Here is a 15,632-nt window from a genome sequence, read left to right as displayed (position 1 = left end):
ATTGCATGACGCGCACCTCGCAACAAGAATGCCGGAGCATTCTTGAATTCCATGATGACGAGAGCCAGATCCAGTTTATCCTCCTGAACCAGATCACAGGCGCGTACAGAACCATACTCCTCCAGTGAGACGAGGGCATCCGGATATTTGGAACGATAGGCATCAATGAGTCCAGGAAAGAAAAAACTGCTGAGCACCGGTGGAATGCCGACATGGATTGGATTTTGCTGAATCCGGCTGCCGTTCAATTCAAACTGCATGTCTTTGCAATACTGCAGAATGTAGTCTGCTTTCTTATAAAAAAGTGCGCCATCTTCTGTCAGAGTGAGTCGGTTGTTAAATCTGGTAAACAGCGTGATGCCAAATTCGGCTTCCAGTTCCCGAATTGCCAGGGAAATGGCCGGTTGCGTCACAAAAAGCTGATTTGCGGCAGCAGTTTTTGTTTCTGATATTTGCGATTGACAGCTTTATATTAGAAAAAATTCCACTGGGGCTTACCGCTACCATCGTAGCGATCGGATTAAATGTGACCGGGGTTCTGGATTAATGCAAATGCAGCAAAAATGGAGAGATTGTTGGAGGACGGAATCAATGCAATCGGTCTTGGACCGCAGGGTATGGGCGGAAAATATTCTGTCATGGGTGTAAATATTGAAAATACGGCACGTCATCCGTCTACCATTGGTGTTGCTGTAAACGTGGGATGCTGGTCACACCGTCGTGGTCACATTGTGATCGACAAAGAGCTGAACGTAGTCTGTGATACACATTCTACCTGGAAATTTGAGTAAAAAATAAGGAGGATAAAAAGATGATTGAAATCAGAGGCGATAAAAAAGGCATTGATTGGTATTTTGTATACTTTGCATAGAATACAAGTGAATTTGCCAAGGAAAGGCACAAAAATGATAGGCAAACAGGAACATTTTTCTTGAATTTTTGTTCAAAATGAAGTAGAATGATTCTGGTATGTTAATAAAATAACAATCTCAAGGAGGTATGAGGCAATATGGCAGAATGTTTAGCGTTAGAGCGAATCAACCGTCTGTTAGATGAGGGTAGTTTCGTAGAGGTTGGCGCATTAGTTTCCGCTCGCATGACAGATTTTACCGTAAATGACCAGTCCGCACCATCCGATGGTGTCATCACAGGTTACGGACAGATCGAGGGCAATCCGGTGTATGTATACAGTCAGAACCGTGATGTGCTGAACGGAACAATGGGCGAGATGCACGCAAAGAAGATCGCAAAATTATATGATATGGCTGACAAGGCAGCAGCTCCGGTGATCGGACTGTTAGACTGCGGCGGCTTCCGTCTGCAGGAGTCTGTAGATGCACTGGACAGCTTTGGCACAGTGCTTGCAAAACAGGCTGAGTATGCGGACAGTGTACTTCAAATCAGCGCGGTAATGGGTAACTGTGCAGGTGGCATGACACTGATCCCGGCCATGAGTGATTTTGCATTTATGACAAAAGAAGCACAGATGTATGTGAATGCACCGCATACAATTCAGGATAATAAAAAGCTTTCCCGCGAGTTTGATTCTGCAAAATATCAGGCAGCAGTTTCCGGACAGGCAGAAGTACTGGAGAGTGAAGATGAGGTTCTGGCAAAAATCCGTGAGCTGGTAGTCATGCTCATTGATGAGGAGTACGGACGCTGCGGAGAGGATGATCTGAACCGTTACATTTCCGATAAGACATGTGCAATAAAAGATGCACGTGCATTGTTAGCTGAGTGTGCAGACGATAAATTCCTGGAGATCCGCCCGGATTACGCACCGGAGATGGTGACAGGATTCCTTACATTAAATGGAATTTTAGTTGGTGCAGTGGCAAATGCCGATGCACTTTATGATGAAAAAGGTGAGAAAACTGCAGATCTGGCTGACGGTCTTACGGTAGACGGATGTGAGAAAGCAGCAGCTTTCGTCGCATTCTGTAACGATTGCGAGATTCCGCTTCTGACTGTGACAGCAGCAGATGGATTTGCGGCAGTAGAGCAGACAGAAAAAGGTCTTCCACAGGCAATCGCAAAACTGGTAAAATCTTATCACGACGGCGGTTTCAACAGTAAAGTAAACCTGATCATGGGCGATACTTACGGCAGTGCTTATGTGGCTATGGGCGCAAGAAGCATCAGTGATGCCGATATGGTATTTGCATGGGATGACGCTAAAGTAGGTATGATGGAAGCTGAAAAAGTAGCAAATATCTTATTTGCAGCTGAAGGAGAGAAAGCAACTGAAAAACAGGCAGCTGCTTATGAAGGAAAACAGAATGCCGTAACTTCCGCAGCAGCAAGAGGCAGTGTGGATGCAGTCATCGCTCCGGCACAGACAAGAAAACATCTGATCATGGCATTTTCCATGTTGTAAAAGAAAGGAAGATAGTGAAGATGAGAAAGAATATCAAAGGGATTGCGGCAGGCAGTCTCGGACTTCTGGCTTTACAGCTTCCGGGGATGACCGTATTTGCGCAGGCAGCAGACAGAAAAGCCCGACTGGCAAATGCATTACAGAATACAGTCCTTGGTATGGGAACGGTATTCGTTATGCTGATCGCAATTGCGCTGATCATTTACTGTTTCAAGATCATTCCTGTGATCCAGAAAAAATTTGCAAAAAAAGCAGAACCGGAAGCAGAGGCACCAAAGGCAGCACCTGTTGCAGCAGCTCCGGTACAGGAAACAGACGATCTGGAGCTGGTTGCTGTTATCGCAGCCGCGATCGCAGCAAGTGAGAATGTACCGGTAGACAGTTTCAGAGTCCGTACGATCAAGAGACGCTAATCACACCATTTTGTTTAAGGAGAATAGAAAAATGAAAAGTTATACAATTACCGTAAACGGAAACGTATATGATGTAACCGTAGAAGAAAATACAAATGGCGCTCCGGCAGCAGCACCGGCTCCAAGAGCAGCAGCACCGGCACCGGCTCCGGCAGCAAAACCGGCAGCAGCCGCAGGCGCAGCAGGAAGCATTTCCATCACAGCAGGCGCAGCAGGTAAAGTTGTTGACGTTGTAGCAGCACCGGGTGCAGCTGTAAAGAAAGGTGATCCTGTCGTTGTACTTGAGATCATGAAAATGGAAACACCGGTTGTTGCACCACAGGACGGCACAGTTGCCAGCGTGGATGTAACAAAAGGTGAGACAGTAGAATCAGGAGCAGTACTTGCTACCATGAACGCATAAGACAGGAGGTAGACATGTCAGGTAATATAGCAGAGACATTAGGCAATCTCGTGCATCAGACCGCGTTCTTCAATCTGACCTGGGGAAACTATCTGATGATCGCCGTTGCCTGTGTGTTCTTATATTTAGCAATTAAAAAGGGATATGAACCGTTACTGCTGGTGCCGATCGCGTTTGGTATGCTTCTGGTAAATATTTATCCGGATATCATGATTTCTCCGGAAAATGCAAGCAACGGTGTCGGAGGTCTGTTGCACTACTTCTTCAAACTGGATGAGTGGTCCATCCTTCCGTCCCTGATTTTCCTTGGTGTCGGCGCACTGACGGATTTCCGTCCGCTGATCGCAAACCCGATCAGTTTTCTCTTGGGAGCAGCCGCACAGTTCGGTATTTTTGCCGCGTATCTGCTGGCTATCGTATTCGGTTTTTCCGATGCAGCAGCTGCAGCAGTATCCATCATCGGTGGTGCAGATGGACCGACTTCCATCTTCCTGGCCGGAAAATTACATCAAAATGACTTGATGGGACCGATCGCCGTGGCGGCGTATTCCTATATGTCATTAGTTCCGATCATCCAGCCGCCGATCATGAAACTTTTAACAACCAAAAAAGAGCGTTCCATCCGTATGGGACAGCTTCGTGAAGTTTCCAAACTGGAAGCAATCCTTTTCCCAATCATTGTTACCATCATTGTGTGTCTGGTACTTCCGACCACAGCTCCATTGGTAGGTATGCTGATGCTTGGTAACCTGTTCCGTGAGAGTGGTGTAGTAAAACAGCTGTCAGAGACAGCATCCAACGCCCTGATGTACATCGTAGTTATTCTGCTTGGTACATCTGTTGGTGCATCCACAAGTGCAGAAGCATTCCTGAAAGTGACAACACTTCAGATCGTAGTACTTGGTCTGGTAGCATTTGCATTCGGTACCGCAGCCGGAGTTATCTTTGGTAAGATCCTGTGCGTTGTAACAAAAGGTAAGATCAACCCGCTGATCGGTTCCGCAGGTGTATCCGCCGTTCCGATGGCAGCCCGTGTATCCCAGAAAGTCGGTGCAGAAGAAGATCCGACTAACTTCCTGCTGATGCACGCCATGGGACCAAACGTTGCCGGAGTTATCGGAACTGCTATCGCAGCCGGTGTATTTATGGCAATATTCGGTGTATAACTTTGTTTACAGTGTCGAAATCCTAAAAGCATGTCATGCTTGCATGTAAATGCTTTACAGGATTAGCGACACGCCCCTCCAATGATAAAAAAAGCAGGACAGAGTCATGCGATTTTCGAATGGAGGGAGGATTGTGGGAGCTGAAACAGCGGAACAATCCGTAAACAAAGGTAATGATTATAAAAAAGGAGATAATTTATCATGGAGAAAAAACCATTGAAAATAACAGAAACTGTCCTGCGTGATGCGCATCAGTCTCTGATGGCCACCAGACTGACCACAGAACAGATGCTTCCGATCATCGATAAGATGGATAAAGTCGGCTATCATGCAGTAGAATGCTGGGGCGGTGCAACTTTCGATGCATCCCTTCGTTTCCTGAAAGAAGATCCGTGGGAGCGTCTCAGAAAATTCCGTGATGGTTTCAAAAATACAAAACTGCAGATGCTGTTCCGTGGACAGAATATTTTAGGTTATCGTCATTATGCAGACGATGTAGTAGAATATTTTGTACAGAAATCTATTGCAAACGGAATCGATATCATTCGTATTTTTGACTGTTTAAATGATCTGAGAAACTTAAAGACAGCCGTAGATGCCTGCAAAAAGGAAAAAGGTCATTCCCAGATTGCGCTTTCCTATACCTTAGGTGAGGCATATACGCTGGATTATTGGGTAGATACTGCAAAACGTATCGAGGATATGGGTGCAGATTCCATCTGTATCAAAGATATGGCAGGTCTGCTGATTCCGTATGAGGCAGAGCGTCTGGTAAAAGCATTAAAAGAAAATGTAAGCCTTCCGATCGAACTTCATACACACTATACAAGTGGTGTGGCTTCCATGAGCTGCTTAAAAGCCGTAGAAGCTGGATGCGATATCATTGATACTGCAATTTCACCACTGGCACTGGGCACATCCCAGCCGGCTACAGAGGTTATGGTAGAGACTTTCAAAGGCACACCGTATGATACCGGTCTGAATCAGGATATTCTGGCAGAGATCAATGAATACTTTGCTAAGATCCGTGAGGAGGCAATGGCAAGCGGACTGTTAAATCCGAAGGTACTTGGTGTAAATATCAATACGCTTCGTTATCAGGTTCCGGGCGGAATGCTTTCCAACATGATTTCTCAGCTGAAAGAGCAGAACGCAGAGGATAAATACGAGGAAGTATTAAAAGAGATTCCGCGTGTAAGAAAAGACCTTGGTGAGCCGCCTCTGGTAACACCGTCCAGCCAGATCGTAGGTACACAGGCTGTATTAAACGTTCTGATGGGAGAGCGTTACAAAGTCGCTACCAAAGAGACCAAGAGCATTTTACTTGGTGAGTACGGTCAGACGGTTAAACCGTTCAATCCGGAAGTCGTAGAAAAAGTACTTGGTCCGGATAAAGATAAAGCCATCACATGCCGCCCGGCAGATCTGATTGAGCCGGAGCTTGCTAAGATTGAGAAAGAAATGTCACGCTGGAAACAGCAGGATGAGGATGTATTGTCTTATGCACTGTTCCCACAGCAGGCACTGGATTTCTTCAAATATCGTGAGGCACAGCAGACAAAGGTAGATCCGGAAGCTGCTGATCATGAAAATGGGGCTTATCCGGTTTAAAAAGTTTTTGTGGTGAAACTGTAAATTATAAAAAAAGTTTCTTTTGTGATACAATTGTAGACTATGGAAAGGGGCTCAGCTTATTTTGTCTTATCGGCTAACAATCGCTCGCTAAGAAAAAATAAGCCGAGCCCCTTTATTTCATTCGTCGAGCAAATAAGTCAGAAGGTTTTTCTTCAAAATGAACTTTTGTAATTGTTGATTAAACAAATAAAAGTATGTTATCTTAAAGTCGCGCAATTACAGTTCTTGTGATTGCACAAATATTCTTTATATGAACCAAGTGGTTTCTGAATTTCGGAAGCTCAGATTTTTCGAGCATTTTTCGAATGAAGAATAATAAAAGAACGGTAGGATAAAGAGGAGAATGTGAAAAAACTCTCATTTTTATACAGAAGCATGAAAAGTTGAAAGAATCAAGAAAATATTTTGATGTGTTTTACAAGTGTATTTGTTGAAATATATGGATGTCAATGATATAATGATGGATACGTCAATTAGACGAAAAAAATTGTAGAAAATAATGATTAGAAAGAGGATTTAATATGGAACATAACAAAAAGGAGCGCAGTAGTTTCTCTGGCGGAATCGGTTTTGTGCTTGCAGCAGCAGGAAGCGCAGTGGGACTTGGTAATCTGTGGCGTTTTCCTTACCTTGCCGCGCAGTATGGCGGAGGAATTTTTATTCTGGTATATATCATTCTGGCACTGACCTTCGGTTTCACATTGATGACTACCGAGATTGCAATCGGACGCAAGACAAAGCAGAGTCCGGGTACTGCATATAAAGCCATCAATAAAAAATTTGGATTTTTAGGCGTGCTGGCACCGATCGTTCCGGTGATCATTCTGCCGTATTATTGTGTGATCGGCGGTTGGGTTGTTAAATATATGGTGACATTTGTGTCCGGTCATGGACTGGATGCAGCAGCAGATAGTTTTTTTGGAAATTTTGTCGGAAATTCGATCTCACCGATGATTTATTTCGCTGTTTATCTGGGACTGACTGCAGCAGTTATCCTGCTTGGCGTCAATAAAGGAATTGAAAAAATCAGTAAATTCCTGATGCCGTTATTGCTGATTATTTCTGTGATTATTTCCATTTATATTTTTACATTACCGGGAGCAAGTGCCGGTATTAAGTACTATCTCCTGCCTGATTTTACGAAGTTTTCACTGAAAACAGTGTGTGCAGCCATGGGACAGATGTTTTATTCTATGAGTCTGGCTATGGGAATCATGGTTACTTATGGCTCTTATACAAAAAACGAGACAAGCCTGACAAAATCTGTAAATCAGATTGAGATTTTTGATACAGTCGTTGCTCTGCTGGCAGGATTTATGGTCGTTCCGGCAGTTTATGTATTCAGCGGTGAAGCAGGAACAAAAGCAAGCGGAGCAGGATTGATGTTTGTGACGCTTCCGAAAGTGTTTGAGCAAATGAGAGGTGGCACGATCATCGGAATTTTGTTCTTTGTGCTTGTATTCTTAGCTGCGTTGACCAGCTCCATTTCGATTATGGAAGCTATCGTATCTTCCTTTATGGATCGATTCGGTATCAGCCGTAAGAAAAGCGTTGCGGTCTGCATCATTATCAGTATTATAATGGGAATTCCATCCTCTCTGGGCAATGGTGCATGGGCACATATCAAGATTCTTGGGATGGACTTTTTGACTTTCTTTGATTATATCAGCAATAGTGTATTAATGCCGATCGTAGCACTGTGCACCTGTATTCTGATCGGATGGGCGGCAGGAGCAAAGACTGTTACAGATGAAGTAAAACGAAATGGTGAAAAAATGAATCGTGAAAAACTGTACAATGTGATGATAAAATACATTGCACCGGTAATGTTGGTGATCATCCTGATCACTTATTCAATGGCACAGTTCGGATTCTTTACGATGTAATCCACCGAAATAGGCGATAGATTCAAGTTGAATGCAGGCTGTAAAGTAACTGTGTCAGAGAGAAGTAGCGAGAGCAGAACGTGAGTGCCCGCTTCACTTTTGGAAAGAAGGTATCGAGATTATGCATGATGAAGTGACAGAAAAAGACATTGAACGAATGAAAGAGGAAATCGAATATCGGAAACTGGTAGTTCGTAAAGAAGCATTGGAAGCTGTAAAAGAGGCAAGAGCGCATGGCGATCTCAGTGAAAATTTTGAGTACCACGCAGCAAAAAAAGATAAAAATGCCAACGAAAGCCGTATCCGTTATCTGGAGCGCATGATCAAAACAGCGGTAGTTGTATCCGATGAGTCAAAATCCGATGAAGTTGGAATCAATAATAAAGTTACTTTATATTTTGAAGATGATGACGAAGAAGAAGTGTATACACTGGTGACAACCGTGCGCGGAAACTCCCTGAAAGGCTGGATTTCTACGGAATCCCCAATCGGAAAAGCCATTCTTGGTCATAAAGTCGGAGACCGTGTCTACGTGGAGATCAATGCAAATGCCGGTTACTATGTAGAAATCCGTGCCATTGAAAACACCGAAGATGACGGAAGTATTGGACTCAGAAAATTTTAACAAAAATAAGTCGAACGCACAAATTTCATGTGCGCTCGACTTATTTTTTTACGGACAGCGTTTCTATTTTGTGTTATTTGATACAAAACGTACTTCCAGTTTGTCTGGGCGGGAATAACTTTCTGTATATTCTACAAGGTTACCGTGATGGTCATAGCCAATCAGTTCCAGGTGATTGACGATCATTTCATCTTCCAGATGCAGATAGGAACGGATTTTATCCCCGGCTTCTACCATGGTCAGAGATTCCTGGAAAACAACGGGCAGGTGATCTCTGGTGGACATGTAGTCATACAGAGAAATCTGTTCAAAGTTATAATTATCGATATCCGGGAAAAATTTCAGTGGAACGTAAGTGTACTCAATAGCCAGTGGCTCTTTGTTACCCTGGCGGATACGGTGGATTCCATAAATTGGTTCTTCAAATGCAAGACCAAGTTTATCAGCATAATAATAACGCCCCTGGATGGTGCCGGTGCACAGTAATTTGTTGGATATCTCGATTCCAAAATTGCGGACAAGGGAAGTGAAACTGGCATTTTCGGATTCATTTAATACACCGAAAGCGACTTTGTTATATTCCGGTTTCCTGACAAAGGTACCTTTTCCCTGTCGACGCACGAGATAATGCTCATTTACAAGTTCATCGATGGCTGTGCGGATGGTAGGTCGGCTTACACCATACATTTCTGCAAGGACTCGTTCGCTAGGGATCATTTCTCCGGGAAGATATTCATGGCTTTCAATCCTGCTTACAATAATATCGCGCACCTGTGCTGCTACATGATTTAATTGTTCCATGATTCCTCCATTTCCGCATTTCTGATAAATGCAAAATCATCTATTTTCATAATGTCTTCAAAAAAATGAATCAGTCTGCCGGTTTCGTCGTATACCAGACCTTTGTATTTCATCATGGGACTACCCGGTGCAGTTTGGAGCAGACTGGATTCTTCCTCATTTGTGTAAATGAGTGTCACACGCTGATTGGATTTCAAAATCGGTATCTGAAGATCTGTCTGCAATACATTCAAAATTGGGCGTGAACCCAGAATTTCAGCAGTCAGACCAGGATAGATATCGATTGGAGTATAAGAATAATCCAGGCACAGCGGGGTGTCGTTTTCATAATAAATGAAAAGGATTTTATAAACTGGTGTTTGTTCCGGGATCAGCATTTTGCCGGAAAGACGTTTATCTACCAAAATCTCTTCAAAAGAATAGGGCTGCCAGCGAATATTCGGACGTTTTTCTCCGGGATCAAAATTACCGGTACAGGTGTGAGTAGATATTTTGATTCTCTCAGGAGCAACAAAATATCCAAGTCTTTCCTGGGAAAAAAGGTAATGCTCACGCACAAGTTGTGCCAGAGCATTCCGGATAGTAGGCCGCTGCACATGAAAATGCTCCGCAAGAAATCGCTCAGAAGGAAGCCGGTCTCCGGGGCGATAGCCCTCATTTTTCAACATATATATGATCTCTTTTGCAAGAATGACATCCATTGTAAGTAAATTCTTTCTCATAAATTCTAAAAATACGCTCCTTTTACTTCCAATTTTAAAAATAACTATATGAAAAGATTATTATAGAACATCTTTTACATTCATGCTACCGAATAGTTGCTTATTTCTATCATATAACAGATGCAATCTGTTCGTCAAATATGATTGGTATAAAAAAATGCACTAGTGGTCTAAATCAGCCGGTTATGCAAATATGCCAAAAAATGAATGATAATGAATAAAACACAAGATATAATCGCGAAAAACATATAGTTATTAAATGCGTAGAATAACATTTTTAAAAAAGATGTTGACTATTTAAGAAACTGTGGTATAGTAATTTACATAAGTGGTTGCAAAAAAGGAAAAGGAATTAAAGGAGGATATCAAAATAACATGTTGAAATTTGATGAGCAGAAACAGATTGACAGTGTAAAAGGTGCACTTGCATTGCGCGGGAAAATTGAAGAAATTGTAGACCAGATCTGTAAAGATGGATTTAAAAATATCTGCTGGCTTGGCATAGGAGGCACTTATGCTTCCTGCTTACAGGCAGAAGTTCATATGAAAGAAAAATCAGGACTTGACTTTTTCGTGGAAAATGCAGCAGAATATCTGACAACTGGAAATAAAAAAGTTGGAGCAGATACGATTGTTGTGGTTTCATCCGTAACCGGAAGTACCATCGAGATGGTGGAAGGTGTCAAAAAAGCTTCTGCAGCGGGAGCAAAGGTGCTTGGATTTATTGATGTGGATACTACAGAACTGGCGCAGATCGTAGATTATGAAATTGCATATCCGGGCAATGAACAGCTGAAGTTTTTTATGGTTGCAGACCGTTTTATGTACAATGCAGGTGAATTCCCGGAATATGATCGTTATTACAAAGAACTGGATGAAAATCTGGCTGTAGATCTGGTAGAAGTTGAGAAAGCAGCGGATGCATTTGGAGAGGCATTTGCAAAGAAACATTGCAATGACAGTATCCATTATTTTGTAGGAGCAGGTAATCAGTATGGTTCAACATATTCTTATGCAATGTGCTACTGGGAAGAGCAGCATTGGATCCGTACAAAATCTATCCACAGTGCAGAATTTTTCCATGGAATGCTGGAAATTGTAGACCGCGATACACCGGTCACTGTATTTGTAGGTGAAGATGCACAGCGTTCTCTGAGTGAACGAGTAGTAAAATTCCTGCCGCGTGTTTGTGCAAATTACACAGTAATTGATTCCAAAGACTATGAGTTGAAAGGAATCAGCGAGGAATTCCGTGGAAATCTGTCTCATCTTGTGACCCATGCTGTAACACAGCGTATTGATGCACATTTGGAGCAGATCAATTGCCATCCAATGGAAATCAGAAGATATTATCGTCAGTTTGATTATTAATGAATTTGGAAGAAAAGATGATTCTGCGTACTGAAAGATAAACAATGATGAAGTGATGCGAGGAATGCTGAAAATGGAGAAAAAGATTAAAATTGCAGCTGTAGGAGACAATTGCGTGGATGCTTATGATCAGACAGGTGGGGCATTTCCGGGAGGAAATCCGGTGAATGTTGCCGTTTATGCGGTTCGGCTTGGCGGGGAAGCGTCTTATACCGGTGTCGTTGGAGACGATGCATATGGGAAATTAATGAAGGAGTCAATTGCAAAAAAAGGGGTGGATATTTCTCATTTGAAAGTGATGCCTGGCAGTACGGCTGTGACACACGTGGAAATTATAGACGGAGAGCGTATTCTCGGAGATTATGAGGAAGGCGTTATGGCAGATTTCAAGCTGAGTGAAGAAGATATTGAATTTCTTGGAAGCCATGATCTGGTCGTATCCGGAATCTGGGGGATGATAGAGAATGATCTTGAGAAAATCAAGGCTTGTGGCACCAGGATTGCTTTTGACTTTGCAACGAAATATGAAAGCCCGGTGATTGATATCGCGATTCCATTTGTGGATTATGCATTTTTTGCCTATGATGGAGAAGATGAAGAATGGATGCGAAACTTCATGGAAGAAATGCAGGAAAAGGGAGCAAAGACAGTCATCGTCACCAGAGGTACAAAAGGAAGCATTGCTTATGACGGCACAAGTTATACGGAGTTTGGGATTATCCCATGCGATGTCGTGGATACGATGGGAGCCGGTGACAGCTTCATTGCAGGCTTTTTATATGGTATCTTACAGGGAAAATCATTACAGGAAAGTATGGAACAGGGAGCAAAAAACAGCAGTGTGACACTGGGCTATAGCGGAGCCTGGTAAGATAGATGTGTAATGGGCTCTCACTTCTATAAGTGCGAAGTAATAAGAAAGAAAACATAAGACACATTCTACGGCATCGAATGTGTCTTATGTTTTTGTGTTTGATAAGAAATTATAAAATTTCCGGTTTCAAGTGGAAAGAGAACGTATAATGAGTATCGTCCAGACGATATTCTTTTGCCAGCTGAGGACCACAGCTTCCGGAACCGATACCACTCTGTCTGTAATCGATACAGAATACAGTGTATCCGGATTTTTCCAGTTCATAATTATGACCTTTCGTGGTCAGTTCTTCTTCTGTATACTCGGACAGATTAAAGGAAATCGGCTTCTCATTATATACAGTCAGTTTTCTGTTATCATCAGCAACGCTGACATATTCGCAATGATAGTGGCTTCCGTTTTCCTGCGGACGCATATAATCCTCATGCAGATCACAAACCCTTGCATCAAATTTACCAAGATAACTTGCACGGCGTTTGTCGATATAACTCTCATAAGGTCCATATCCGTAATACTCAGCCTGATCCATCTGGTTTGACAGGAACAGACGAACACCAAGTCTCGGCAGAAATGCCTCATTTGGCTGGAACGGATTCTCATTTTCGGTCACATCATTGAAATATTCACTGTACATGCCATGCATGATAGCGTCCCGTTCAATTTCCATATTGGATTTGATAATTCCATCCGGTGTGATGATCCATTCTGCATCAATTTCCAGGAAACGTTGACGGTAAATCGGAGCCATGGAAGAGGTTGTGTGTAGTTTCAGGGAACTATCGGACAGTGTTTCAACCGTTGTGTCATAAGCACGCTGTGTCATTTTGTCATAACCTGCTTCGTACCACAGTGTCTTAACCACGCGGTCATTGTCTGTCGGAGCACGCCAGATATTCATCTCCATCGGACGTTTTAAGAAGCTGTGATTTTTGTAGATCATGCTGTCAAACATTCCGGTGAGTTTATTGTATACATAGACGAAATTAGTACCGTTGATTGTGATAGCACGATCATTTTCTGTATAGCTGATAGCAGAAACAGTATCGTTTGTATCGCAAGAGCCGTTGGAACTTGTGTCTGCGGCAGCTTTTTCTGCATCCAACAGGGCAGTTAAAGTATCTGTGCAGTTTTCATTCAGCAGGATCTGGTCAAAACCAAGTTTGAAATCAGCTGGTGTAAACGGTTTCTCATGCAGCTGATGAGAACGGATGATAACAGAGCAAGCACCGTCCGTTAATGGTTTGATCGGTAACTGAACTGTCTTTTTGCTTCTTGGAGATACATCAAGAATGCCCGTATCTCTAATCTCACCGGAAGCAACAGCTACACCATTTTGCAGGATTTCATAAGTCAGATACAGCTCATCTTTTAAGTTGGTGAAATCCAGATTGTTTTGCAAAATGTAAGTGCCGGAAGCAGCATCCACCAGATGGACACGAACCGGACGATGTACATTTTTATATTCTTTCAAACCGGTGCTCGGTCTGCGGTCAGGGTAAACAAGTCCATCCATACAGAAGTTACCATCATGCGGATATTCGCCGGAGTCACCGCCGTAGTAGAATTTTTTACGACCATCATTGGTGGTGCCCATATAAATACCGTGATCACACCACTCCCAGACGAAGCCACCAACGAAGGTGTCATACTGTTCCTCTAACTGATAGTAGTCCTCAATATCTCCAGGTCCATTTCCCATAGCATGAATAAACTCGCACTGAATAAATGGTTTGTCCGGGTTATTGTCCAGATAGGCATGCATTTCCGGGATTGCAGCGTACATGCGGCTGCGCAGATCAATATTGGAGAAATCTGTTTTTCCACGTTTCGGATTGCGCGGATGGTGCATGGAGCTCTCATAATGTGTCAGTCTGGTCGGATCGTAGGATTTTGTCCATGCAAGGGCATCCTCAAAAGTGCATCCATAGCCGGCCTCATTTCCCATAGACCAGATGACAACGCTGGTACGGTTCTTGTCACGCATGACATTTTTCTGAACACGGTCGACAACGCTGTCGGTCCAGTCTTCGTTGTCAGATAAAAACGGTGGGAACGGGTTTTTCTTTCCTTCTTTCCAGATATTCAGGTTGTACAGGTTTACAACACCGTGGATCTCTATGTCGGATTCGTCGATGACATAGAAACCGTATTCGTCACACAACTCATAAAACTCCGGTGCATTCGGATAATGGCTGGTGCGGATAGCATTGAAATTGTGCTGTTTCATCAGACTCATATCTTTGCGGATATGTTCCAACGTAACAGCAGAACCTACATAAGGATCACTGTCATGACGGTTGGATCCGCGGAAACGAACTTTCTGACCATTCAGGTATACAATGGAATCTTTGATGCTGATTTCACGGAAACCGATGCGTTGGCGAATCGTTTCACCATCGGTGGAAAGAGTCAGTGTATACAGATACGGATGTTCTGCATTCCACAGGGTGAGATCGGAAGCAGAAAATGTAATGCTGTCTCCTTCAGAAACACCTTCTGCAACAACGCAGCCGCAGGCAGTGGTCAGTTTGTAAGAAACCGGAATGGATTCTTTTGCAAACGTCAGCGGAATTGTTACGTCTGCAGCAGTATAATTGTCTTTTAACTGCATTTTGATAAAGAAATCACGGACATAGTTTTCCGGTCTTGCAAGCACATAGACATCACGGAAAATACCGGAGTTGCGGAATTTGTCCTGATCCTCCAGATAGCTGCCGTCACACCATTTCAAAACAAGAACCGCAAGGGTGTTTTCACCTTCCCGAAGTGCGTCGGTGATGTCAAATTCACCGGTGGAGTGGGAAACCTGATGATATCCGATAAAGGTGCCGTTTAACCATACATAGTAGCAGGAGTCTACACCTTCAAAATTCAGATGGTAAGTAGCGGTTCCTTCCGGTTTTTTATATGTAAATTTGCGAACGTATGCGCCGCATGGGTTTTCGTGCGGTACATAGGGCGGATCAAACGGGAACGGATAGCGCGTATTTGTATACTGATGAATATCATAGCCGTGATCCTGCCAGTTTGATGGAACCGGAAGTGTGTCGAAATGACGGGTATCATAACCCTCCTCGTAAAAAGCTTCCTGACAATCATAAATGCTGTCAAAATACCGGAAGCTCCAGTCGCCGTTTAATAAGAAGAAACGATCAGTTTCCTGACGGCACTTCCAGTCCGGATTCTGCGCGGTAGATGTCGGAATGTAATAAGCACGCATCGGCTCATCGTTGACACCAAAGGTATGATTGTCTTCAAAATACTTTGGAATAATCATGTAAAAACCCTCCTCATGAAAATGATTTTTTCCTTGAAATAATGAGTAAAAAACTTAATACTCATATGGATTTATTATA

The 15,632-nt window shown here is 43.1% G+C and carries 14 protein-coding genes; 10 read left to right on the top strand and 4 right to left on the bottom strand.

Translation table 11 applies throughout. The annotated features are described in order from the left end of the window. The coding region (locus LG34_RS01555) for a LysR family transcriptional regulator (protein WP_146190164.1) at positions 1-413 on the bottom strand (413 nt) is incomplete at its 3' end. A gap of 129 nt (positions 414-542) precedes the next feature. Between LG34_RS01555 and LG34_RS01550 the strand changes: the two genes are divergently transcribed. The 8 genes from LG34_RS01550 (at position 543) to greA (ending at position 8,508) form a co-directional block, all read left to right on the top strand. Then, entirely contained in the window at positions 543-791 is a 249-nt protein-coding gene (locus tag LG34_RS01550) for a fumarate hydratase (RefSeq protein ID WP_333491080.1), read from the top strand. A 218-nt stretch (positions 792-1,009) separates the two neighbouring features. Further along, positions 1,010-2,380, top strand: coding sequence for a carboxyl transferase domain-containing protein (locus LG34_RS01545; protein WP_109214563.1), 1,371 nt, complete (start codon positions 1,010-1,012; stop codon positions 2,378-2,380). Between the two features lie 20 nt (positions 2,381-2,400). Next, positions 2,401-2,793, top strand: a complete 393-nt coding sequence (locus LG34_RS01540; protein ID WP_109214562.1) for an OadG family protein — start codon at positions 2,401-2,403, stop codon at positions 2,791-2,793. A gap of 31 nt (positions 2,794-2,824) precedes the next feature. Next, entirely contained in the window at positions 2,825-3,196 is a 372-nt protein-coding gene (locus LG34_RS01535) for a biotin/lipoyl-containing protein (protein ID WP_109214561.1), read from the top strand. 14 nt (positions 3,197-3,210) lie between these two features. Then, complete coding sequence (locus LG34_RS01530; RefSeq protein ID WP_109214560.1) at positions 3,211-4,362, top strand: sodium ion-translocating decarboxylase subunit beta; 1,152 nt, start codon at positions 3,211-3,213, stop codon at positions 4,360-4,362. A gap of 201 nt (positions 4,363-4,563) precedes the next feature. Next, positions 4,564-5,973 carry an oxaloacetate decarboxylase subunit alpha gene (locus LG34_RS01525; RefSeq protein WP_109214559.1) on the top strand — a complete coding sequence of 470 codons (1,410 nt, stop codon included), beginning with the start codon at positions 4,564-4,566 and terminating at the stop codon, positions 5,971-5,973. Between the two features lie 545 nt (positions 5,974-6,518). Beyond that, on the top strand, positions 6,519-7,883 hold the full coding sequence (locus LG34_RS01520) for a sodium-dependent transporter (RefSeq protein ID WP_109214558.1): 1,365 nt from the start codon (positions 6,519-6,521) through the stop codon (positions 7,881-7,883). A gap of 121 nt (positions 7,884-8,004) precedes the next feature. Beyond that, complete coding sequence (gene greA, locus LG34_RS01515; RefSeq protein WP_021739494.1) at positions 8,005-8,508, top strand: transcription elongation factor GreA; 504 nt, start codon at positions 8,005-8,007, stop codon at positions 8,506-8,508. A 63-nt stretch (positions 8,509-8,571) separates the two neighbouring features. Here greA and LG34_RS01510 read toward each other — a convergent pair whose 3' ends face one another. Both LG34_RS01510 and LG34_RS01505 read right to left on the bottom strand, forming a co-directional pair. Beyond that, positions 8,572-9,309 (bottom strand): GntR family transcriptional regulator, encoded by a 738-nt coding sequence (locus LG34_RS01510; RefSeq protein WP_109214557.1) that lies wholly within the window; start codon positions 9,307-9,309, stop codon positions 8,572-8,574. Further along, the gene (locus LG34_RS01505; RefSeq protein WP_256385909.1) at positions 9,297-10,010 is read right to left on the bottom strand and encodes a GntR family transcriptional regulator; all 714 of its coding nucleotides are present in this window, start codon (positions 10,008-10,010) and stop codon (positions 9,297-9,299) included. The genes LG34_RS01510 and LG34_RS01505 overlap by 13 nt, the downstream gene beginning before the upstream one ends. Positions 10,011-10,406: 396 nt before the next feature. Between LG34_RS01505 and LG34_RS01500 the strand changes: the two genes are divergently transcribed. Both LG34_RS01500 and frlD read left to right on the top strand, forming a co-directional pair. Next, positions 10,407-11,402 carry an SIS domain-containing protein gene (locus tag LG34_RS01500; protein WP_109214555.1) on the top strand — a complete coding sequence of 332 codons (996 nt, stop codon included), beginning with the start codon at positions 10,407-10,409 and terminating at the stop codon, positions 11,400-11,402. 73 nt (positions 11,403-11,475) lie between these two features. After that, a complete protein-coding gene (gene frlD / locus LG34_RS01495; RefSeq protein WP_109214566.1) occupies positions 11,476-12,273 on the top strand; it encodes a fructoselysine 6-kinase in 798 nt (265 codons plus the stop codon). 112 nt (positions 12,274-12,385) lie between these two features. On the opposite strand, the gene LG34_RS01490 is transcribed toward frlD, so the two are convergent. After that, positions 12,386-15,553, bottom strand: a complete 3,168-nt coding sequence (locus tag LG34_RS01490) for a glycoside hydrolase family 2 TIM barrel-domain containing protein (protein ID WP_109214554.1) — start codon at positions 15,551-15,553, stop codon at positions 12,386-12,388. Positions 15,554-15,632 lie beyond the last annotated feature (79 nt).

This window comes from Eubacterium ramulus, from assembly GCF_003122485.1.
Taxonomy (GTDB): Bacteria; Bacillota; Clostridia; order Lachnospirales; family Lachnospiraceae; genus Eubacterium_I; species Eubacterium_I ramulus_A.
Note: the sequence above shows the minus strand (reverse complement) of the source record. Positions and strands in the feature narration are given on the sequence as shown.